18 protein-coding genes and 1 other RNA gene are annotated in these 20,430 nt (G+C 72.9%); 11 read left to right on the top strand and 8 right to left on the bottom strand.

The window, feature by feature from the left end; genetic code table 11:
- Window positions 1-68: 68 nt before the first annotated feature.
- Window positions 69-773, top strand: a complete 705-nt coding sequence (locus ABJI51_RS31670; RefSeq protein ID WP_348954727.1) for a FadR/GntR family transcriptional regulator — start codon at window positions 69-71, stop codon at window positions 771-773.
- A 41-nt stretch (window positions 774-814) separates the two neighbouring features.
- The gene (locus tag ABJI51_RS31665; protein ID WP_348954726.1) at window positions 815-1,702 is read left to right on the top strand and encodes a cobalamin biosynthesis protein CobD/CbiB; all 888 of its coding nucleotides are present in this window, start codon (window positions 815-817) and stop codon (window positions 1,700-1,702) included.
- Between the two features lie 349 nt (window positions 1,703-2,051).
- On the opposite strand, the gene ABJI51_RS31660 is transcribed toward ABJI51_RS31665, so the two are convergent.
- From ABJI51_RS31660 to ABJI51_RS31645, 4 genes are all read right to left on the bottom strand, one after another.
- Entirely contained in the window at window positions 2,052-2,669 is a 618-nt protein-coding gene (locus ABJI51_RS31660; RefSeq protein WP_348954725.1) for an FMN-binding negative transcriptional regulator, read from the bottom strand.
- Between the two features lie 50 nt (window positions 2,670-2,719).
- Entirely contained in the window at window positions 2,720-3,568 is an 849-nt protein-coding gene (locus ABJI51_RS31655) for an SURF1 family cytochrome oxidase biogenesis protein (RefSeq protein ID WP_348954724.1), read from the bottom strand.
- A 72-nt stretch (window positions 3,569-3,640) separates the two neighbouring features.
- Entirely contained in the window at window positions 3,641-4,102 is a 462-nt protein-coding gene (locus ABJI51_RS31650; RefSeq protein ID WP_348954723.1) for a low molecular weight protein-tyrosine-phosphatase, read from the bottom strand.
- A 224-nt stretch (window positions 4,103-4,326) separates the two neighbouring features.
- Window positions 4,327-4,890 (bottom strand): chorismate mutase, encoded by a 564-nt coding sequence (locus tag ABJI51_RS31645; protein WP_348954722.1) that lies wholly within the window; start codon window positions 4,888-4,890, stop codon window positions 4,327-4,329.
- Window positions 4,891-4,921: 31 nt separating this feature from the next.
- On the opposite strand from ABJI51_RS31645, the gene ABJI51_RS31640 reads away from it, so the two are divergent.
- From ABJI51_RS31640 to ABJI51_RS31625, 4 genes are all read left to right on the top strand, one after another.
- A complete protein-coding gene (locus ABJI51_RS31640; RefSeq protein WP_348954721.1) occupies window positions 4,922-5,752 on the top strand; it encodes a Nif3-like dinuclear metal center hexameric protein in 831 nt (276 codons plus the stop codon).
- Window positions 5,753-5,762: 10 nt separating this feature from the next.
- The gene (locus tag ABJI51_RS31635; protein WP_348954720.1) at window positions 5,763-6,500 is read left to right on the top strand and encodes a zinc ribbon domain-containing protein; all 738 of its coding nucleotides are present in this window, start codon (window positions 5,763-5,765) and stop codon (window positions 6,498-6,500) included.
- Complete coding sequence (locus tag ABJI51_RS31630) at window positions 6,497-7,627, top strand: bifunctional RNase H/acid phosphatase (RefSeq protein ID WP_348954719.1); 1,131 nt, start codon at window positions 6,497-6,499, stop codon at window positions 7,625-7,627. Before ABJI51_RS31635 ends, ABJI51_RS31630 begins: the two co-directional genes overlap by 4 nt.
- Window positions 7,628-7,811: 184 nt before the next feature.
- Window positions 7,812-9,554 (top strand): hypothetical protein, encoded by a 1,743-nt coding sequence (locus ABJI51_RS31625; RefSeq protein ID WP_348954718.1) that lies wholly within the window; start codon window positions 7,812-7,814, stop codon window positions 9,552-9,554.
- A 212-nt stretch (window positions 9,555-9,766) separates the two neighbouring features.
- On the opposite strand, the gene ABJI51_RS31620 is transcribed toward ABJI51_RS31625, so the two are convergent.
- From ABJI51_RS31620 to ABJI51_RS31605, 4 genes are all read right to left on the bottom strand, one after another.
- The gene (locus ABJI51_RS31620) at window positions 9,767-11,008 is read right to left on the bottom strand and encodes an SLC13 family permease (RefSeq protein WP_348954717.1); all 1,242 of its coding nucleotides are present in this window, start codon (window positions 11,006-11,008) and stop codon (window positions 9,767-9,769) included.
- 368 nt (window positions 11,009-11,376) lie between these two features.
- Complete coding sequence (locus ABJI51_RS31615; RefSeq protein ID WP_348954716.1) at window positions 11,377-14,166, bottom strand: AAA family ATPase; 2,790 nt, start codon at window positions 14,164-14,166, stop codon at window positions 11,377-11,379.
- Window positions 14,167-14,400: 234 nt separating this feature from the next.
- Window positions 14,401-14,661, bottom strand: a complete 261-nt coding sequence (locus tag ABJI51_RS31610) for a hypothetical protein (protein ID WP_348954715.1) — start codon at window positions 14,659-14,661, stop codon at window positions 14,401-14,403.
- Window positions 14,658-15,236 carry a sigma-70 family RNA polymerase sigma factor gene (locus ABJI51_RS31605; RefSeq protein ID WP_348954714.1) on the bottom strand — a complete coding sequence of 193 codons (579 nt, stop codon included), beginning with the start codon at window positions 15,234-15,236 and terminating at the stop codon, window positions 14,658-14,660. The genes ABJI51_RS31610 and ABJI51_RS31605 overlap by 4 nt, the downstream gene beginning before the upstream one ends.
- 248 nt (window positions 15,237-15,484) lie before the next feature.
- Here ABJI51_RS31605 and ABJI51_RS31600 point away from each other — a divergent pair, with 248 nt between their 5' ends.
- The 5 genes from ABJI51_RS31600 to ABJI51_RS31580 all read left to right on the top strand — a co-directional run bounded on the left by ABJI51_RS31600 (window position 15,485) and on the right by ABJI51_RS31580 (window position 20,120).
- The gene (locus ABJI51_RS31600) at window positions 15,485-16,153 is read left to right on the top strand and encodes a DUF4142 domain-containing protein (protein WP_348954713.1); all 669 of its coding nucleotides are present in this window, start codon (window positions 15,485-15,487) and stop codon (window positions 16,151-16,153) included.
- 6 nt (window positions 16,154-16,159) lie between these two features.
- Window positions 16,160-16,978, top strand: a complete 819-nt coding sequence (locus ABJI51_RS31595; protein ID WP_348954712.1) for a 4Fe-4S domain-containing protein — start codon at window positions 16,160-16,162, stop codon at window positions 16,976-16,978.
- Window positions 16,975-18,207, top strand: a complete 1,233-nt coding sequence (locus tag ABJI51_RS31590) for an NAD(P)/FAD-dependent oxidoreductase (RefSeq protein WP_348954711.1) — start codon at window positions 16,975-16,977, stop codon at window positions 18,205-18,207. Before ABJI51_RS31595 ends, ABJI51_RS31590 begins: the two co-directional genes overlap by 4 nt.
- Before the next feature lie 397 nt (window positions 18,208-18,604).
- Window positions 18,605-19,003, top strand: an RNA gene (gene rnpB / locus ABJI51_RS31585) — RNase P RNA component class A.
- A gap of 262 nt (window positions 19,004-19,265) precedes the next feature.
- Window positions 19,266-20,120 (top strand): SCO6745 family protein, encoded by an 855-nt coding sequence (locus ABJI51_RS31580; RefSeq protein WP_348954710.1) that lies wholly within the window; start codon window positions 19,266-19,268, stop codon window positions 20,118-20,120.
- Window positions 20,121-20,430: the final 310 nt, after the last annotated feature.

Genomic DNA, 20,430 nt, shown 5'->3' with positions numbered 1-20,430 from the left:
AAACTCAAAAGTACTACTTATTCAAGATGAAGTACTACTTAATCGAATCAGACGGCTAGGTTGATCAGGTGAGGCACGAACAGGTCCTGGACGCGCTCGGCGCGCAGATCGCGAACGGAGCGCTGGCGCCGGGCACCGTGCTGCGCTCCGAGGAGCTTCAGGAGCGCTTCGGCGCTTCGCGGACGGTGGCGCGCGAAGTCGTCCGGGTCCTCGAGACGATGCAGCTGACCAGCAGCAAGCGGCGCGTCGGGGTGATCGTCCGGGAGCCGTCGGCGTGGAACCACTACGACCCGCGGCTGATCCGCTGGCAGCTCGACGGCCCGGCCCGCCCGGCGGCGCTCGCGACGCTGAACGAGCTGCGCTCGGCAATCGAGCCGTGCGCGGCCCGGTTCGCGGCCCTGCGCGCGACGCCGGAGGAACGCGGCAGGCTGGGCGCGCTGGGAGAGCGGCTGGCGCGCACGGCCCGGGCGCGCGACCTCTCGACGTTCCTCGAGTTCGACATCGCCTTCCACGACCTGCTGCTGTCCGCGTCGCGCAACCCGATGTTCGCGCAGCTGTCCGAGGTCGTCGCGGAGGTGCTCACCGGCCGGACCGGGCACGGCCTGATGCCGCCGGAGCCGCAGCCCGAGGCCGTGGCGCTGCACCTGGAGGTGGCCGCCGCGGTGGCAGATGGTGACCCGGACCGGGCCGAGCGGGCGATGCGCGACATCGTCGTCCAGGCCCGCGAGGAGATCGCCGCCCTGGTGGCGGACGGGGGTGCCGAGGGCGAGTAGCCTCGTCGCGAACTGGAGTTTTCTTCCGCCGGGGGGCACGGGTGAGCGCGGCGCGCGCAATCGGACTGGTGTTGGGTGTGGCGGCCGACGGCGCCCTCGGCGACGCCCGCCGCCGTCCGCCGGTGACGGCATTCCGCAAGCTGGCACACCGCCCGGGCCCGGGCGCGCTCGTGGCCGGCGCGGTGGTCGCGGGCGGGGTGTTGCTGGAGCGGGCAGGCCGCACCCGCCCGCTGGTCCAGGCAACGGCAACGGCGGTGTCGACGTGGGCGGTCCTCGGCGCGGCGGGGCTGGCCCTGCAGGGCACGGAACTGGCCCGCGACCTGGAGGAATGCCGCTTCGAGCCGGCCCGCACGACACTGTCCGAACTGGACCCCCGCGTGGCCGACGGACTGGGCGCGATCGCGCTGTCCCGCGCGTCGGTGGAGACGCTGGCGGAGAACACGTCGGACACGGTGGTGGCCCCGCTGGTGTGGGGCGCACTGGCGGGCGTCCCGGGCCTGCTGGGGGCGCGCGCGGTGAGCCTGCTGCGCCGGGCCCGCCACGGCCATTGGGCAATCGACCGCCTCGACGAGCTGGTCCACCTGATCCCCACCCGGGTGGCGGCGGCCCTGACGGTCCTGGCGGCCCCGGTGGTGGGCGGCTCGGCGGGAGGGGCTTGGCGCGCATGGCGCCGCGACACGATCGCCCACCCGAGCCCCAACGCGGGCCGCGTGGAGGCGGCCTTCGCGGGAGCCCTGGAGATCCGCGTCGGCGGGCGGACGGTGTATCCGCACGGGGTGGTCGAGCTGCCGGTCCTGGGCGTGGGGCGTAACCCCGATGCGGGGCATGTGACGCGGGCGGTCGAGCTGTCCCGTGTGGTGGGCTGGCTGGCTGGGGTGACGTCGGTGGTCCTGGCGGTGGCGACGGGATTCCGGCGCCGCTCCCGCTGACTTGTCCCCAGGGGGCGGGGGATGTGGACAACTCGGGCTGGCGTGCGGCTTTCCGGCTGTTTTGCCGGTGGGCGGCGGTAGACTGGGCCTGGGACGCCCCCCTGGGAGCGGCGGGGGCCGCTTCAGGGCCGGGTTGGGCCTCAGCCCCTGCGGCGCAGCTGCGCCAGCGCCGCCTCGTCCAATGGACCGCCCCGCTCCGCAGACCCGGCAAACCTGCACCCCCACGACATGAACGACTCTTTCATGTCGCCAGACGTCATGAACGACTCGTTCATGACGTCCGGTCACCCCGCGGCACAGCGACTTTGCCGGAACCCTGCCTGGGAGCGGCGGGGGCCGGGCTGGGCCCTCAACCCCTGCGGCGCAGCTGCGCCAGCGCCGCCTCGTCCAACGGACCGCCCCGCTCAGCCAACCGGGTTCCGATCCGCTCCCGCTCCTCCGCCGTCCGGTTTCCGCCGAACTTGAACTTCGCCCGGACTCCCGTGACCGTGAACTCGATTCCGCGAATACCCGGCAGCAGCCGCCGGTCCGGGGCATCAGGCGCTGCGCTCACCGGGGCGCGGCTCCCGTCCGGCTCGAAGTGGCGCAGCTGCTTGTCCAGCAGTTCCGCCTTCTCCGCCGGGTCGTCGACCAGCCGGACGTCGCCCTCCAGCTGGACCGTCGCGTAGTACGACGTCGGCACGCCGTACGCCGGGTCCGCCGTCGCGTTCCAGTCCGCTCGGATGTACGTGTAGTCGTCGACCACCGTCAGCAGGGCCCGGGGGTTTTCCTCCAGCAGCGGCCAGATCGGGTTCGGGCGGGCCAGGTGCGTGACGATCGTGCGGTCACCGTCGAAGGCGAAGTGGGCCGGGGTCACCGTCGGCAGGTCGCGGTTGTGGCCGCTCGCGATCAGCTGGCCGAAGTCGTGGTGGGACAGCCACTCGCGCCACTCCGCGTCCTCGGCGGCGTCCCAGGGGTGGATCAACATACCCGCAGTGTCACCGGCGCAAGTGGCCTCACCAAAGGGCCATTTCCGCCCTATTGTCGAGGGCCACTTTCGGCGTACTCGTCTTCCGCCAGGATTTCCGCGACCGACTTCCGACGCGCCGGAGCGGCCGAGCCAGCCGAGCCTGCCGGGGTGGCCAGCGCTCCGCCCGGCTTCAGCTCACGGACCGTGAAGTACAGCCAGCCCAGCAACGCCATCGCCCCGAAGGCGATCCACTGCAGCGCGTACGACAGGAACGGCCCCGAGTCGGTCTGCGGCAACGGGAGCGCGCCGAGCACTCCGGGCTGGCCGACGTCGAGCTGGAAGTACCCGGGCCGGATGTCGAGCTTGCCCGCCCGCGCGACGACCCGCGAGTCGACGACGTAGCTCTGCAACTTCCCGCCGGTCGACACGTCGGCGAAGGCGTCGCGGTTCTTCGGGTCGGTCTCGTCGGCACGCACCCGCGCGGTCACCTGCACGATCCCCTCCGGGGGCGGCGCGTACGGCAGCACCCCGGACTTGCTGTCCAGCCGGACGTACCCGCGGTCGATCAGGACGACCGTGCCGTCCGTGGTCCGCATCGGCGTCAGCACCTCGTAGGCGCCTTCGCCCTGGACCGTCCGCAGCCGCGCGACGACTTCCTTGTCCGGCAGGTACCGGCCGGTGATCGAGACGAGGTGCCATTCGGTGCCCTGGCCGGGCACGGTCCCCGGCGGCAGCAGCCGCGCCAGCGGCACCGGCGCCGCGGTGAAGGACGTCTCCAGCGCGGCGTTCTGCTGCTCGCGTTCGGTGTTGCGGCTGAACTGCCACGGCGCGAGAAGCGTGAAGCAGCAGATGGCGAAGGTGAACACCACCGCCGTCAGAGCCAGCCACCCGGGCCGGAGCAGGAACCGCAACCGCACCCCACCACGGTAGGCCGTGTCCCGCCGGGCGCGCCCGCCGACCTCCGTTGCCGGTGATTTCCGCCCGGCTCGTCAGCCGCGCGACCGCACCCAGTCCAGCACGCCCGGCACCGCCCGTTCGATCATCCCGAGGACGTCCTCGAAGCCGTCGTCGCCGCCGTAGTACGGGTCCGGGACCTCGGCGCCCTCGGGGGCCGACGGGTCGAACGACCGCAGCAGCCGCACCTTCGCCGGGTCCTCGACACGCGCACGCAGGAACTCGGCGTGCCCCTCGTCGGCAGCCAGCAGCAGGTCCGCGGCGAGGTCCTCCTCGGAGACCTCCGACGCGACGTGCGCGGTGGGGTACCCGTGGGCCTTGAGCGTCGCGCGGGCGCGCTTGTCGGCGGGCTCCCCGACATGCCACGGCCCGGTGCCGGCGCTCGTCACGCGGACCGCGTCGCCGAGACCGGCCTCTTCGAGCCGGGCGCGGAACACCAGCTCGGCCATCGGGGAACGGCAGATGTTGCCGGAGCAGACGAAGACGATGTGCGTCACACCCCGAGCGTAATCAGCCGGTTCACCCGGTCACCCGCCCGCTCGGCGGTACCTGCCCCCGCGGCCGCCACTTAGCGTCGGTTTCGCGAGGACGCCGGCCGGAAGGAGAGCGATCATGCACGGGTGCTGCTCGAAGTGCACCGGACAGGGTTGCGGCTGCTGCGGCAACTGCAACTGACCGGCCCGGCGTCCGCGGCGGCCCGGAGCCGCCGCGGCGCCCCAGCTCAGTCCGTGCAGGTCGCCGACGTCGCTTCGGCGAGAGCTTGCGCGTGGAGTCCGTCGAACCGGTGCACCACGTCCGCGAAGCCCGCCGCCACCAGCTGGCGGACGGGGCACGAGCGCGCCTCGCGCAGTGACGTCGTTGCCGCCAGCTCGGTCAGCAGGTCCGTGTTGAGGCGGTCGATCACCGGGCGGATCTGCCCGAGGTCCGGGCGGGTCGTCGGCGCCTCCGCCGGGTGGGCCGTCCAGCGCGCGTAGAGGCCGCGCTGCACCAGCTTGTTCGCCTCGATCTGGGCGTGGAAGAAGCGGACCGCCTCCGCCGGGTCGAGGCCCAGCTGCGGCGCCCGCGCCGCCACCGAGTCGTAGATCGCCTGCTCGCGGACCGGGTCGTCGATCGGGGACGGCGTGCCGTACTTGGCCGCCGCCACCTGGTCGGCGATCGCGACCCGCTGGGCGGCCAGGTCGGTGAGGTGCCACAGCGACGTGCTCGACGCCGACGCGGGCACCGAAGACACCAGGGACGCGGCGACGACTGCCGTCACCGTGACGAGCAAGGACCGAAGGCGCATGGCCGGAGACGGTACATGCGAAAATCCCCGCGTGTCCGCGCCTTCCGCCATCTCCGAAGTCGTTTCCGCGCTGGAACGGGCCTACCCGCCCGCGCTCGCCGAGTCGTGGGACGCCGTCGGCTTCGTCTGCGGCGATCCCGCCGAACCGGTGAGCCGCGTGCTGTTCTGCGTCGACCCCGTCGCCGAGACCGTCGACGAAGCCGTCGAGCTGGGCGCGCAGCTGATCGTCGCGCACCACCCGCTGCTGCTGCGCGGCGTCCACGGCGTGCCCGCCGACACCGCCAAGGGCGCGCTCGTGCACCGGATGATCCGCGAAGGCGTCGCCCTCTACTGCGCCCACACCAACGCCGACTCCGCCGACCCCGGCGTCTCCGACGCCCTCGCACAGGCCATCGGGCTGCGCGTCACCGGCCCGCTGGCGCCGAACGACGACGGCGTCACCGGCATCGGCCGCATCGGCGAGCTGCCCGAGCCGGAGCCCTTCGCGGTGTTCGTCCAGCGCGTCGCCGACGCCCTGCCCGCGACCGTGCCCGGCGTGCTCGGGGCCGGGGACGCCGACCGCCCGATCCGCACCGTCGCCGTCTCCGGCGGTGCCGGCGACTCCTATCTCAAGCAGGCCACCGCGGCCGGTGTCGACGCCTTCGTCACCGCCGACCTGCGGCATCACCCCGCCGGTGAGCACCTCGCGGGCTCGGCCGCGGCGCCCGCGCTGGTCGGGCTGACCCACTGGGCCAGCGAATGGCCCTGGTGCGCGCAAGCCTCGGCGGTCGTGGCCGAGGCGTTTGCGGGTAACGTCGACGTTCACGTCTCCACGCGGTGCACCGACCCGTGGAACGTCCGCGCCGAGCGCACATCGATCTAAGAGGAGCATCGTGAAGGCCGAACCCGCCGTGCAGCGCCAGTTGCTCGAGCTCGCCAAGGTGGACGCCGAGCTCTCGCGCACCGCACACCGCCGCCGCACCCTGCCCGAGCTGGCCGAGATCGACGCGGGGGAGAAGACCGTCCGCGAGCGCCGCGACGCGCTGGTGTCGGTGCAGACCGCCGCCTCCGACCTCGACCGCGAGATCGCCCGGCAGGAGAAGGAGATCGAGTCGGTGCGCGCCCGCGAGGACCGCGACCGCAAGCTCCTGGCGTCCGGCTCGGTCAACTCCAAGCAGATGACCGACATCGAGCACGAGCTGCAGTCGCTGGAACGCCGCCAGCGCGCGCTCGAGGACGACCTGCTGGAGCTGATGGAGCAGCGCGAGGCCCTCGGCATGGACGCGCAGCGCACCGGCGCCGAGGTCGACAAGGCCGAGGCCGAGGTCGCCGCCGCCGTCGCCCGCCGCGACGAGGCGTTCAAGGACCTCGACGTCACCCGCGCGCGCCGCGAGGAAGACCGCGCGAAGCTGGTGCCGCGCTTCCCGGAGCCGCTGCTCAAGCTGTACGAGCGGGTCCGCGAGCACAAGGGCATCGGCGCGGCGCTGCTGCGGGCCCGCCGCTGCGGCGCCTGCCAGCTGGAGCTGGACCGCAACACGGTCAACGAGATCAAGGGCGCGCCCGAGGACTCGGTCATCCAGTGCGAGAACTGCGGCGCGATCCTGGTCCGGACCCTGGAGTCGGGTCTGTGACCTCGCACGTCATCGTCGAAGCCGACGGCGGCTCCCGGGGCAACCCGGGACCGGCGGGCTACGGCGCGGTGGTCAAGGACGCCGACGGCAGGATCCTCGCCGAGCACAAGGAAAGCCTCGGCGTCGTCACCAACAACGTCGCCGAGTACCGCGGCCTGATCGCCGGGCTGACCGCCGCCGCCGAGCTTGGTGCGTCCACTGTGGACGTCCGGATGGACTCGAAGCTCGTGGTCGAGCAGATGTCCGGGCGCTGGAAGATCAAGCACCCCGACATGCAGCCGCTCGCCGAGCAGGCGAAGGAGCTGGCCGCGGGCTTCTCGCGCGTCCGCTACGAGTGGATCCCGCGCGCGCAGAACTCCCACGCCGACCGCCTGGCCAACGAGGCCATGGACGCGGCAGGCGGGGCCACCCGGCGGACCGCCGGCGCTGCTCCGGAGGCCAAGCCCCCGGCCCGCAAACCGGACCGCGCGGCCGTGGCCTGGACCGGCGCCACGGGCACCCCGACCCGGCTGCTCCTGCTCCGGCACGGCCAGACCGAGATGTCGGCCGGGCGCCGGTACTCCGGCCGCGGCGACGTCCCGCTGACCGAGCTGGGCCGCGCGCAGGCCGCCGCGGCGGCGAAGCGGCTGGCCGCGACCGAGGGCCTGGTCGTCGACGGCGAGGCCGTCCCGATCATCTCCTCGCCGCTGACCCGCACGAAGCAGACCGCGCAGGCCGTCGCCGACGCGCTCGGCGGCCGCGTCGAGACCCACCCCGGGCTCATCGAGACCGACTTCGGCGAGTGGGAGGGCCTGACGTTCGCCGAAGCCGCCGAGCGCGACCCCGAGCTGCACCGCTCCTGGCTCGGCGACAGCTCGGTGCCGCCGCCCGGCGGGGAGAGCTTCGACGTCGTGCACCGGCGCGTCCGCCGCGCGCGTGACGAGCTGATCGCCGAGCACGGCGGCCGGACGCTGATCCTGGTCAGCCACGTGACGCCGATCAAGGCGCTGCTGCGGATGGGCCTCGACGCCGGGCCGCAGCTGCTGTTCCGGCTGCACCTGGACCTGGCGTCGCTGTCGATCACCGAGTTCTACCCGGACGGGAACGCGTCGGTGCGGCTCGTCAACGACACCTCGCACCTGGCCTGACCGGCGAGAATGTGGGGTGGATCACGCTCGACCCCGACGCGTCGCCGACCCCGGATGGGGTATTGGCTACAGTGTCTCGACCGCGTCGCCGCGGTGGCGGACCCGACGTCCGGGTCCACTCAGGGGGCGCCAGCTCGCGCGTATCCCACCGGCAGAGGCCTGCGGGCGGAACAGTGACGAGGACATGACGGCTAGCGCACTCACCGAGACTTCCCCGAGCGACGTCCCCGAAGACCCGGCACCCGCGGCCGCGGCACGGGGCTGGGGCGCACGGCTGGCCCCGGTGCTGGCCGTGCTCGCCGGGGTCGCGGCGGTCGCCGTGCACGCCACGCGCTACGGCCACTGGATCGTCGACGACGCCGCCATCACCTTCTCCTACGCCCGCAGCTTCGCCGACGGCCTCGGCCCGGTGCTGCAGCCGGGCGCCCCGCCGGTCGAGGGCTTCTCCGACCCGACCTGGATGGTGCTGCTCGGCCTCGGCAAGCTCGCCGGCCTCTTCGACCACGGCGCGATCTTCGGCATCCCGGACTACGTGCTGTTCCCGAAGGCACTCGGCCTGCTGTTCACCGGCGGCATCCTGACCGCCTGCCACATCGCGGCGAAGCAGGTCTTCACGCGCTTCGCCTGGCTGGCCACCCTGGTCGTCGGCCTGACGCTGGCGACGATCCCGTCGTTCGTCATCTGGGTCGTGTCCGGCCTGGAGAACTCGCTGTTCGCGTTCGCGGTGGTCACGCTGGCCGTGACGCTGTTCGTCTCGGTCAAGCGCGACGTCCTGCTGACGCCGAAGGTGGCGCTCTGGTCCGGGGTCATGGTGGCGTTCGCCGCGCTGACCCGGCCGGAAGGCCTGATCTACGCGGGCGCGTACCCCCTGGCGGCGCTGTTCCTGCTGCGCTCCGGCCTGTTCTGGAAGAGCTTCCGGCTGGCGCTGTTGTCGGTGGCGGCGTTCGCCGTCCCGTTCGGCGCGTACGTCGTCTGGCGGCACGCGGAGTTCGGGCGGCTGCTGGCCAACCCGTCGGTCGCCAAGCAGCAGGGCCTGCCCGGCTTCGACGCGGTGAAGCGGCCGTTCGAGCTGGTCGGCTACGCGGGCTGGGCCGGCGTGATCGTGCTGGCGCTGGTGATCGCGTTCGCGCTGGCCAAGGCGCCGTGGCGGCGGTCGCTGATCGCGCTGCTCGTGCCGCTCGGGCTGGGCATCGTCGCCTACGGCGTGATGGTCGCCGACTGGATGTACCAGCACCGGTTCGCCAGCCCGGTCTGGCCGCTGGCGGTGATCGCGGGCACGTTGTCGGCCGGTGAGCTGCTGCGCCACCGCCGGGCGCTGCTGCGGGTCGGCATCGTCGTGGTGCTGGTCGGTGCGTTCGTGCCGTCGGCGGTCGGGTTCGCGGCGGCGGCGGACAAGTTCGCGAAGAACCCCAACATCACGGCGTGCCTGGTGGCCGACCGCTTCGGCCGCGGCTTCAACACCTACGCCGACATCCTCGGCCTGCAGAAGGCGTCGCTGCTGCTGCCGGACCTCGGCGGTTCGTCGATGACGAGCAGGCTGGAGCTGGTCGACATGGCCGGGCTGGTCAACAAGCCGATCGCCGACCTGGTCCACGACAACGACCTGCAGGGCCTGCGCGACTACGTGTTCGACACGGTGAAGCCGACGTTCATCCACTCGTGGGGCCCGTGGGCGGCGGGCAACGGCATCGCGCTGGACCCGCGCCTGGACCGCGACTACGTGCTGATCTACAGCTCCCCGATCGAGGGTCTCCGCAACGGCGACTGGGTCCGTAGGGACGCGGTCACCGACCCGGCCAAGCTCAAGGCGGCCCAGGACTACGCGGCGAAGACTATCCCCGAGGTGGCAGCAGACCGCTTCGGCGGCCCGCTCGACGACTGCGGCCCGACGATGAAGCCCGGCCAGACGATCCGGATGCCCGGCTGAGTCCGTAACTCGCGTGATCAGACCCGTATCTCGCGTGATCAGACCCGTAACTCGTGTGATCAGACCCGGAACTCGCGTGATCAGACCCGGAACTCGCGAGTTCCGTCTTGGATCACGCGAGTTCCGGCTTGGATCACGCGAGTCCCGCCTTGGATCACGCGTGATGCCCGCCTGATCACGTGTGATGCCCCGCCAGTCACGCGTTATGCCCGTCAGCCCGCGACGCTGAGGCCGAGCCAGAGGGCGACCGTCGCCGCGGCGAGGCAGACCGGGGTGGTGAGCGCGCCCAAGGCGTGGAACGTCTTCGGCGACGGGTGCTCCGGGAGCGTCCGTCGCCACAGCAGCGTCGCCAGCGAGCCGAGGTAGCTCGCGTTCGGGCCGATGTTGACGCCCAGCAGCACCGCCAGCAGCACGCCCGGCGCCGGGTGCGGGCCGAGGACCGACAGCAGGATCAGCGTCGCCGGGAGGTTGTTGACCAGGTTGGCCAGCAGTGCCGCGACCCCGGCGGCCACCAGGAGGTCCAGCAGGCCGGTCGAGGTCGGCAGCACGGAACCGAGCAGGCCGCCGAGGACGTGTTCCGACACCGCCTCGACCACGACCGCGAGCCCGAGCACGAACAGGCACAGCTGCGGCGACATCTCGGTGACCAGCTGCCACGGCCGGATCCTGCCCTGCGCCAGCGCCCGGACGCCGAGGATCAGCGCGGCCAGCGCCGCGATCCACACCGGTTCGACGTGCCCGAGCTGGCCGACCCCGAAGCCGGCGAGGGTGAGCGCGAGGACGACCAGCGCGAACACCGGCGTCTCCAGGTGCTGCCGCGGCTCGGCGGTCTCGCGCGGCCGCAGGTCGGCGGCGAAGAACCGGAGGAACACCAGCAGTTCGATGCCGATCGTCACCAGCCACGGCAGCGCCATCAGCGCGGTGAACCCGGCGAACGTCAGCCCCGAGGCGGCGAAGGCGAGCAGGTTCGTCAGGTTGGACACCGGCAGCAGCGTCGACGCCGAGTTCGCCAGGTGCGCGCAGGCGTAGACGTGCGGCCGCGCGGGCAGGCCGAGACCGGCCGCGGTTGCGAGGACGACCGGGGTGAGCAGGACGACGGTGGCGTCCAGGCTGAGGACCGCGGTGACCCCGGCCGCCGCGGCGAAGGTGAGGACCAGCAGCCGCTTCGGCCTGCCGTGGCAGGCTTCGGCGAGCCGGTTGCCGAGCCAGGTGAACACGCCGTCCACACTGGCCAAAAAGGACAAAAGCAGGATCGCGGCCAGAAAGCCCAGTGTGGGCAGGATTTCCACGGCCCGCTGCCCGGCTTCGGCCGGATGCACCAGGCCCAGCAGCAGCGCGAGCCCGGCCGCGGGCACGGCGGCGACCGCCTCGGGCCAGCCGCGCGGCCGGACGATGGCGAAGACGAGTACCGCGGCCAGGAGTGCCAGGCTTCCGGCAGCCGCCCAGAAATTCACCTGTTCACGCTAACCGACGGCCTTTCGCCGCCCCGGACCCGCCGGGGGCGCCCCCCGTCTTCCACACTACCGGCAGGCACCGACAGTTTTGCCGGACTGCCCGGCCTCGGCTCGCGGCGGAGCAGCGGCGGAGCCGATGGCGGAGGGCGCCGCCGGGGGCTCCGGCCGCGGGATCCACGTGCCAGTGTCCTGAATGACTCATTCAGGGCTTGCGAGGTCCTGAATGACTCATTCAAGACGCCGCCGAGCCTGGCCAGGCAGCTTGGCCGGCGGTTTTGTCGGTGCTCTCCGGTAACGTGGAAACCGGGGGGCGCCCCCGCGCCCCCTGCGTCCTCAATGGACACAACCGGACACAGCCGGGGGAGAGATCAGCTGCCGCGCTGGGACTTCGCCAGTGCGCCCCCGAGTTCCGCGCGGCCCGGGATGCCCAGCTTCCGGTACGCCCCCGACAGGTGCAGCTCCACCGTCCGCCGCGTCAGGTGCAGCGCCGTCGCGATCTCGCGGTTGGTCAGGCCCTGGGCCGCCATCACCGCGATGCGGTTCTCCTGGCGGGTCAGGCCGTGCTCGTTGTCCTTTGCCGGGGTCAGTGCCCGGCGGGCCGAGCGCAGCTCCTCCGCCGCGCGGCGGGCCAGCGGGCGGGCGCCGCAGTGCTCGCTCAGCTCGACCGCCTGGCGCAGCGTCTCGATGGCCTTTTCGGACTGGCCGTGCCGGGCCTGCAGCGAGCCCAGCTCGGTCAGCGCCGTCGCCAGCTGCAGGCGGGCCGGGGACGACTTCAGCGTCGTGATCGCCTTGTTCAGCGCCCGCTCCGCTTCGTCGTCCTCGCGTACGAGACCCAGTGTCGTCAGCGCTGTGCCCAGCGGGCGCGCCGCGCCCCAGCGGGCCGATGCGTTCATGTCCTCTTCGGCCAGGCGGGCCGCGTCGTCGGCCTGGCCGAGGGCCAGCGCCGCGCGGGCCGCGTGCGCGCGCCACGGCACGAACCCCGGGAAGCGCATGCCGTGGTGGGCCAGCCGGCGTCCGCAGCTGAGCAGGTCCTCGAACCCGAAGCGCGTGTACCCGGTCGCCACGCGCAGGCGGCCGCGCGCGTACAGCAGGTACGTGTGCGTGAACAGGCCCTGGCTCGCGACGAAGTCCATCCGGTCCAGCAGCGACGTCGCCGCCTCGAACCGGCCGAGGTCCACCCAGCACTCGACCAGCTTCGCCGCGCACAGCACCCCGACCGGGCACGTCGTCGTGCCGCCGCGCTCGTCGAAGCGGCGCAGCAGCGATTCGAAGTGGACACTCGCGCGCTGCAGGTCGCCGCTGGCCTGCAGGGCGATCCCGCGGGCCAGGGTGGGCAGCGCGCCGTGCGGCACGTGCACGTCCCACGGCTCGCGCTCGACGTCCAGCACCCGGCACAGCCGGTCGACGTGCAGCGGCTCGTCCGCGAGCACCGCGGTGGCCAGCGTGAAGAAGTAGTGCTGCTCGAACAGCTCGCTGTCGTCGCCGCTCAGCGCGTCCGCGAAGTGCGACACCGCCTCCTGCGCGGAGTCGCCGCTGCGGACGGCGTCGAGCGCCAGCAGCGCCGACCGGCTCCGCTGCGCCGCCGGGTCGGTCAGCGGCGCCCACTGCTCCTCGAAGTCGCGGAACTCCGGCGGCGGCCCCAGCCTGCTGCCCGCCTCGGCCAGGTAGGTCATGCACAGCAGCGGCCACACCGCGTCCGGCCCGCCCGCGTCGAGGCGTGCCGCGATCTGGCCCGCCGCGCTGATCGCCAGCCGCGCGTCCTGGCCGCCGCACAGCGACAGCAGCATCGCCATGGCGATGTGCGCGGCCGTCTCGCGGTTGCCGACGGTGTCGACGGCCTCCCGCACCCGCTTCGCCGCGGCGGGCGGGTCGAACTGGAACTCCGCGTGGGCCAGCTGCAGCAGCACGGCCATCCGGCGCCCGGACGACAGCCGCTCGTCCAGCGCCCGCCGCAGGTGCCGCGCGGCCAGCTCGGCCCGGCCGGTGAACACGGCGTCGCGCGCGCTCAGCCGCAGCACGTCCACCGCCCACGGGATCCGGATCGACGTCGCTTCCAGCAGGTGGGCGGCGACCCGCTCGGGCGGCGCCCCGGTCTCGGTCAGCAGCTTCGCCGCGCGGGCGTGGTTGACCGCCCGGGTGGTCTGCGGCATGTCCTTCAGCAGCGAGTTGCGGAGGAAGGAGTAGGTCAGCGTCGGCTTGCTGCTGTTGTTGAGCACGTGCAGCCGGACCATGGTGTCGATGGCCTGCAGCGCGCCGAGCTCGTCGACCCCGGCGAGCCGGGCCAGCAGGTCGAAGTCCGCGTCCTCGCCGAGGATGGCCGCGGCGTCCAGGATGGCCGGCGCGTGCGGGAACTCCTGCATCCGGGTGTGGAGCACCTGCCCGATCAGCGCCGAGCCGAGCTCGTGCGGGTCCGCGCCGGGCAGCAGCCGCGGCCGCAGCGCCTGCAGCAGCACCGGGTTGCCGCCGGTCGCCTCCCGGCAGGCGGAGACGAGCTCGCCGGGGGCGAGGCCGAGCAGCTCCGCCGTGGCCGCGTCGCCGAGGCCGTTCAGCGCGATCGTGGCCGGCGTGCTCCCCACGATGTCCAGCAGCGCGACCTCGCGGTGCGGGGGATGCCCGGGCAGCGCCGTCAGGACGAGCAGCACCGGCAGGTCCAGGACGCGGTTGCGGAGGTAGGCCAGGCACCGCATCGACCAGACGTCGGCCAGGTGCACGTTGTCGATGCCGAGGAACAGCGGCCGCTGCCCGGCCGCGTCGCGGACGATGCGGGAGAAGCGCTCCAGCGCCTCGCTCTCCCCGGCAGGCCCGCACTGCTCGGTGACGTGCGGTTCCCGCGGCCGCGGCGAGCCGGGGCCCTCCAGCGCGGTGAGCAGCTGGCGGACGACGCCCGCGGGCAGGTGACTCTCCAACCGCGACCCGGTGGCGACCGCGGCGGCGAAGCCCGCCTCCTCGGCGAGCGCCGCGGCGGCGTGCAGGGTGGCGCTCTTGCCCATGCCGAACTCGCCGGACACCACCGCACTCGCGGCCCGGCCGCCCAGCACGACCGGGAACAGGCCGGTCAGGCGGCTGAGCTCGGGTTCGCGGCCGGGGAGCCGCGGGGCGGGACGCTTCGGTACCGAAGCCCCGCCGAGGGGGTGCTCGGGATTTACTTCGGTATCCACCGTAAGGACTTTCATGTTGGGTTGGGGCAGACTACTGGAAACCGGCCCACCACGGGGAGTGAGTGGCGGGGATCTGGGAAAACCTCCCGGAAGCCCGCCCCGGCCGACCGGACGCCCCACCACGGCACCGCGCCGCGGTCAGGGAGCGCCCCGGCGACACGGCTTCACCCACAGACACCGAGCAGGGGAGACGATGTACGCAGCCGATGCGAACCGGATCCTCCCGGCGGCCGGTCAGGTCGCGCACAGGGCCGTCACGGTCACCCCGAGCGCGAGCAGCAGGAGCGGGCCGGGCGGCTTCCCCCGCCGCGGTGCGCCGCCCTCCGCGGGCAGGTAGCTCAGCCGGACGGCCTCCGCCAGCGCCCCGGTCACCGGGATGAACCCGGCGACCCGGTCCCGGCAGCGGGCGCAGCCACGCAGGTGCGTTTCGAACTCCGCCGGATCGTCCAGGACGCCGAGCCCGTAGGCCGCGGCGTCGGCGTGCCGCCCCCTCATCGCACCGTCACTTCCCCGAGCGCCTTACGCAATTGCCGCATCGCGGTGTAGAGCCGCGATTTCACGGTTCCCTCCGGAATTCCCAGAATTTCGGCCGCCTGGCGAACGGTGTTTCCGGCGAGATACGTCTCGTAGATGACGGACTGGTATTTCGCGTCCAATTCACTCAATGCCCGCGTAATCGTTAGCGCGGCTAACGAACTGTCGGCACGGTCGGCGGACTCGGCGTTTTCCGGGATGTCCAGAGCGACCTCCTGGGGGCGGACCCGGCGATTTCTCCAGCCGTCGATGACGATCCGGCGAGCCACCGTCAGCAGCCAGCCACGCAGCATTCCGGGCTCGCGTTCGAGGGTGTCCGAGTGCTGCCACGCGCGGATCATGGTCTCCTGCACCACGTCCTCCGTCCACTGCCGGTCATGGTTGGTCAGGGCCAGTACCTGGGAAAACAGGGTGGCGCGGAAGTCCTTGTACAGCAGTGGGACGAGGTCTTCCCGGCGGTCGGGGCCGGGGTCGACCGCCGTTGCGGACGACCCGCTGCCGACCTGGCCGCGACTTTCTCTGCCCGGTGCTTCCATAAAGCTCGCAACCTCACCTGACTGGTGGACCGTGGGGTCATCGGAGCGTAGCGCAAAAACACTTAATAGACCATATGTATCAGTTTCCGTGCCCAATTAGGCAGTCGATCGGCGAAGGGGGCCGCCGATCGGTTCACAATCTGTCTTGTGATGCACGTCACAGGTCACTAAAAGGTGACGGTGAGAACCGGATCACACCTTCTCACCGTAGCTGGGGGTGAGGACTCCTTCGCGAAGGGACAACGGGGATGCCGCTCCGATTCGTGGCGCTGCTTGCCGCCGCGACCGCGCTCGTGCTCGGCTGTGCCGTCCCGGCTTCGGCCGGGGAGCTGCAGCAGGCCGACCGCACGCTCCTGACCCGCCTGAAACAGCACACGCTGTGGGCCGTGCCGTCGAGCAGGCTCGCCGCCGACCGGGCCACCAACCGGCGCGTGCGGGCCGTCGCCGTCCGCATCGCCGACGACCAGGCCCGCCTCGACGTCGCCCTGCGCGCGGTCGCCGACCGGCTCGCGATCACCCTGCCGGGAGAGCCGACGGAGACCGAACGCACCTGGGCGGACGAGATCGCCGGCGACTCCGGCGACCAGTTCGACCACGCCTACGTCAATCGGCTCCGCGCCGAATACGGCACCCTCTTCGCGCTCGCCTCCGACGTCCGCGCCGGCACCCGCGACGACGACGTCCGCGCGTTCGCCCAGACCGCCGTCGACACCGCGCTCGGGCACCTGACGCTCCTGGAGAGCACCGGGCTCGCCGAAACCACGTCCCTGCTCGTCTCCGCAACCGAGACCGACACCCTCGACGGCGGCGCCGTCGCACTCGGCGCCGCCGCGGTGGCCGTCGCCGCCCTCGTCACGTTCGGCCTGCTCCGCCTGCTCGGGACCCCCGGCAGGACCTCGCCGCGCACCCGGAGGTAAGCCGCCATGTCCCCCTCAGCCGCGCTGGTCCCGGTGTCACCGCACGACACCGGCATCGCCGAGGCCGCCGCGCTCTCCGGCCGCCTCACCTACGTCTGCCTGTGCCTGGCCCTGTGCTGGGGCGTCCTCGCCGCCACCGGGTGGGTCCGCCGGTTCAGCGGCCAGGACGCGCTGCGCACCGGGCACGTCGTGCTCGCCGCGTTCACCCTCGCCCTCGGCACCCTGCACGGGCTGACGTTTCTCTTCCTCGAAGACGACGAGTTCGGCCTCGCCGAGCTGCTCCTGCCCTTCTACGACGGCACCCCGCGGCACGCGCTGGGCATCGTCGGCCTCGAAGTGCTCGTCGCGGTCTCGGTGACCGCGGGCGTGCGCCACGGTGCCCGCGAAGGCCGCTGGCTGCGGTTCCACCAGGCCGGCTACCTGGCCGCCGGGCTGCTCGTCGCGCACGCCTGGCTCGGCGCGATCGCCAGCGGGCACCTCGCCGTCGTCTGGCTCGCCGGCCTGACGGTGACCGTCCCGCCGGTGCTGCTGGCCGCGCTGCGGGTGCTGCCCGCCACGCTGCTCGCCCGCGCCGGCCTGGTCACCGCCCCGGCCGCCGAACCGGAACCCGGGCCGGTGGCGCCCGACCTCCGCATCGACGTCGACAGCCACCGCTGTCACGCCTACGGCGTCTGCCAGTCCGAAGCGCCGCAGGTCTTCCAGCTCGGCCAGGACGGGCGGCTCGAGTACGAGAAGCGCCCGGACGCCCAGCACGCCCCGCACGTCCAAGCCGCCGCCCGCGCGTGTCCCATGCGCGCCATCCACCTGCTGGGAGCCACCCGATGAGCGAACGCATCGTCATCGCCGGAGCCGGACTGGCCGGCCTGCGTGCCGCCGAACGGCTGCGCGAGCTGGGCTTCGACGGCGAGGTCGTCGTCCTCGGCGCCGAGCCCGACATCGCCTACCACCGCCCGGCGCTGTCCAAGGAGCTGCTCACCGGCGCGGTCAGCCGCGCCGACACGCTGCTGGCCGACCCGCTGGAGGTCGACGCCGAATGGCGGTTCGGCACGCCGGTCACCGCGCTGTCGCCGAACCGGCAGGTCGTCCACCTGCGCGACGAGGAACTGCGCTACGACGGCCTGATCATCGCCACCGGCGTCGAACCGCGGCGGATGCCGGGCGCGCCGCACGGGCACCAGCGGGTCGTGGTCGTCCGGACCCTCGCCGACACGGTGGCCCTGCAGCGCGCGCTGAACACGAGCGCCGGCCCGGTCGCGGTCGTCGGCGACGGGTTCATCGGCCTCGAGGTCGCCTCCAGCCTGCGCGAGATGGGCCGCGACGTCGTCCTGCTGGGCCGGGCGATGCCGTTGCTGAGCGACGTGCTCGGCCCGGACATCGGCGACTGGCTGACCGCACTGCACCACGCACACGGCGTCCGGCTGGAACTCGGCACGACGGTCCGGCGCTGGCGGCCGTCGCCGTCCTCGGTCGGGCTGGAGTTCGCCGACGGACGGGCCGTCGAGGTCGCGTGCGTGGTGGTCGCGGTGGGCAGCGTCCCGGCGGTCTCGTGGCTGCGCGGCGCGAAGCTGCCCCTCGACGACGGCGTCCTGTGCGGGCCGACGTGCCACGTGGTGGGCTCGGACACGATCGTGGCCGCGGGCGACGTCGCCCGCTGGCCGAACCTGCGCTTCGACCCGGCACCCCAGCGCGACGAGCACTGGCTCAACGCGGTCGAGATGAGCCGCGCGGCGGCGGAGAATTTGCTGACCGGCCCGCAGGGCGCGGTGCCGTACGCGCCGGTGCCGCGGTTCTGGTCCGAGCAGCACGGGGTGCGGATCCAGGTGGCAGGCCGCCCCGACCTCGGCACGGACACGGTGCTTTTGGAAAGCCCGGTCCCGGGCACCCGCCCGATCACCGGCTTCGTCCGCGGCGGACGGCTGATCGGGCTCATCGGTCTCGACAGCCCGGCCGCGGTCCTGCACTGGACCGCGGAGCTGGCCCGCCAGCACCCGGCACCGGCCGCGGTGCCACGGTGGCGGTCGAGGCATACGCCGGACGCGATTGCGGGATTCTGAGGCCTGGGTGGTCGTGGTGGGCGCGGTGGCTGGGCGCCGGATGTGGTCGCGGGCCTCGGTGGCCATGGCGCCCGTGCCGGGTTCGGCCGCGGGGCGGGTGCTGGTTGCGCTCGGCTGCGGGACCGGTTCGGGAGCATCCCGTGCCGGTCGCGGTCGCGGGCTTCCGGCGGCCGCCCTCGGCTGCGGAGCTGGCTCGTGAGACCCGCGCCGGTTGCGGTCGCGGGTTTCCGGCGGTCGCACCCGTGCGTGCGCTCGGCGGCGGGGGCTGGGTGCGGGAGAGGTGGTCGCGGGCCTCGGTGGCCGTCGCGCCCGCACTGCGCTCGGCCGCGGCGCCGGTCCGTCGGCACCCGGCGCCGGAGGTGATCGCGGGCCGCTGGGCTACCATCCAGCCTGCGGACGAGCCGGCAGGGCGGCCGCGAGCCGGGGTGACCCGGCCCGAGGAAAGTCCGGACTCCACAGGGCAGGGTGGTTGCTAACGGCAACCCGGGGCGACCCGCGGGAAAGTGCCACAGAAAACAGACCGCCCCGGTCCCTCGCGGACCGGGGTAAGGGTGAAACGGTGGTGTAAGAGACCACCAGCGTCCCGGGTGACCGGGACGGCTAGGTAAACCCCACCCGGAGCAAGGCCAAGAGGGAGCCTCCGGGCTCCTGCGCAGGCGTTCGAGGACGGCCCGTCCGAGCCTGCGGGTAGGCCGCTGGAGCCTGCCGGCGACGGCAGGCCGAGATGGATGGCCGCCGCCCCGGAAGCCGCAAGGCGACCGGGGAACAGGATCCGGCTTACATGCCGGCTCGTCCGCCTCCGCCGTGCGCCGAAGGGCATCACGCGTGACTGCAGAGGCATCACACGTGACTGGAGAGGCATCACGCGTGATTCACGGGGCATCACGCCGATGCCCCGCCAAACACGCGCGATGCCCCTCCAAACACGTGTGATGCCCCTCCAAACACAGGTGATGCCCGCTGGATCACGGGTGATGCCCCGCCACGCACGGCGAGGCCCGGCCGGATGGCCTCTTTCGTGGTTCCACGCCGGGGTTACCCGGTAGTAGGGTGCCGCCATGGCGGGTGACGAGAAGCGGTTCAAGCGGGCCTTCGATTCCTTGCATGCCTTCGTCTACTTCGTGCCCGAAGTCGAGGCCGCGCTGACCGGCGCGGGCCTGCGGCCGGGGCGGATGCCCTACTTCGCCGGGCGGAGCGCGGCCATGGGGGCCGTCGGGCCCGAGGTCGTCGCCGCCACCTTCTACAACTTCAACCCCGAGGTCGTCGCCCGGGTCATTCCGCGGGCCTGGACCCTCGCCACGCCCGAGCAGGTCCTCGAAGCCCGGCTCGCCGGGGCCGGCCAGGCGCTGACCCGGCTGCTCGGCGACCACGTCAAGAGCGACGAGGTCGCCGAAGCCGCCGAACTGGCCCGCGAGGCCACGGCAGGCTGCCGCGCCGAAGGGCGTCCGCTCTACGCCGCCCACGCCGGGCTGGACTGGCCGGGGGAGCCGCACCTCGTGCTCTGGCACGCCGTCACCCTGCTGCGCGAGCACCGCGGGGACGGCCACATCGCCGCGCTCGTGCTCGAAGGACTCAGCGGGATCGAAGCGCTGGTCACCCACGTCGCCACCGGGCGGGGCTTCCTCACCCAGGCCGTCAAGCTGACCCGGGGCTGGAGCGACGACGAGTGGACCGCGGCCGAGTCCGCACTGAAGGACCGCGGCCTCCTGGACGGCGACGGCGCGCTCACCGACGCGGGCACCGCCCTGCGCGACCGCCTCGAGATCGCCACCGAAGCCGCCGCGCGTGGCCCGTGGGACCACCTGGGCCCGGAGAAGACCGCCCGGCTCGAAGAGCTGTGCCGGGGGCTCAGCACCCGCGTCATCGACGCCGGCGCCTTTCCCGCGGGCGTCTTCGCCCAGGGCCGCCCCTGACCGGCTCAAGATCACGCTATGTAGTGAAAACCGTGTGAAGCCTGGAACACCCCGTGACGGACAGCGCGGGCGCCCAAGATCGACATGGGTGCCGACCGGCCGGAGGGGCCGTCACTGAGCGGCTCGCGCGACGCCGCCGTTCGGGTCATGTCACACTGTTCGTGGCCGCACAACGGCGCGAGTACCAGTACCCACAGTGAGCAAATCCCGGGCATTGGGGTGAGTTCGTCAGCACACTGAGAAGTATGGGTGGCCGGGGTTTAACCCGAGGACCCTTGCCGCGATGATGGTGGGCGTGGAGTTTTCGTGT

Source organism: Amycolatopsis melonis, assembly GCF_040064235.1.
GTDB lineage: Bacteria > Actinomycetota > Actinomycetes > Mycobacteriales > Pseudonocardiaceae > Amycolatopsis > Amycolatopsis melonis.
The sequence above is the reverse complement of the archived record's forward strand: the minus strand, read 5'-3'. Positions and strand labels throughout refer to the sequence as shown.

Coding starts and splice junctions, on each gene's coding strand:
- ABJI51_RS31610 (WP_348954715.1), bottom strand. CDS start 14,661: ATGAGGGGGCGGCACGCCGACGCCGCGGCCTACGGGCTCGGCGTCCTG.
- ABJI51_RS31660 (WP_348954725.1), bottom strand. CDS start 2,669: ATGTTGATCCACCCCTGGGACGCCGCCGAGGACGCGGAGTGGCGCGAG.
- ABJI51_RS31605 (WP_348954714.1), bottom strand. CDS start 15,236: ATGGAAGCACCGGGCAGAGAAAGTCGCGGCCAGGTCGGCAGCGGGTCG.
- ABJI51_RS31580 (WP_348954710.1), top strand. CDS start 19,266: ATGGCGGGTGACGAGAAGCGGTTCAAGCGGGCCTTCGATTCCTTGCAT.
- ABJI51_RS31625 (WP_348954718.1), top strand. CDS start 7,812: ATGACGGCTAGCGCACTCACCGAGACTTCCCCGAGCGACGTCCCCGAA.
- ABJI51_RS31600 (WP_348954713.1), top strand. CDS start 15,485: ATGCCGCTCCGATTCGTGGCGCTGCTTGCCGCCGCGACCGCGCTCGTG.
- ABJI51_RS31595 (WP_348954712.1), top strand. CDS start 16,160: ATGTCCCCCTCAGCCGCGCTGGTCCCGGTGTCACCGCACGACACCGGC.
- ABJI51_RS31645 (WP_348954722.1), bottom strand. CDS start 4,890: ATGCGCCTTCGGTCCTTGCTCGTCACGGTGACGGCAGTCGTCGCCGCG.
- ABJI51_RS31590 (WP_348954711.1), top strand. CDS start 16,975: ATGAGCGAACGCATCGTCATCGCCGGAGCCGGACTGGCCGGCCTGCGT.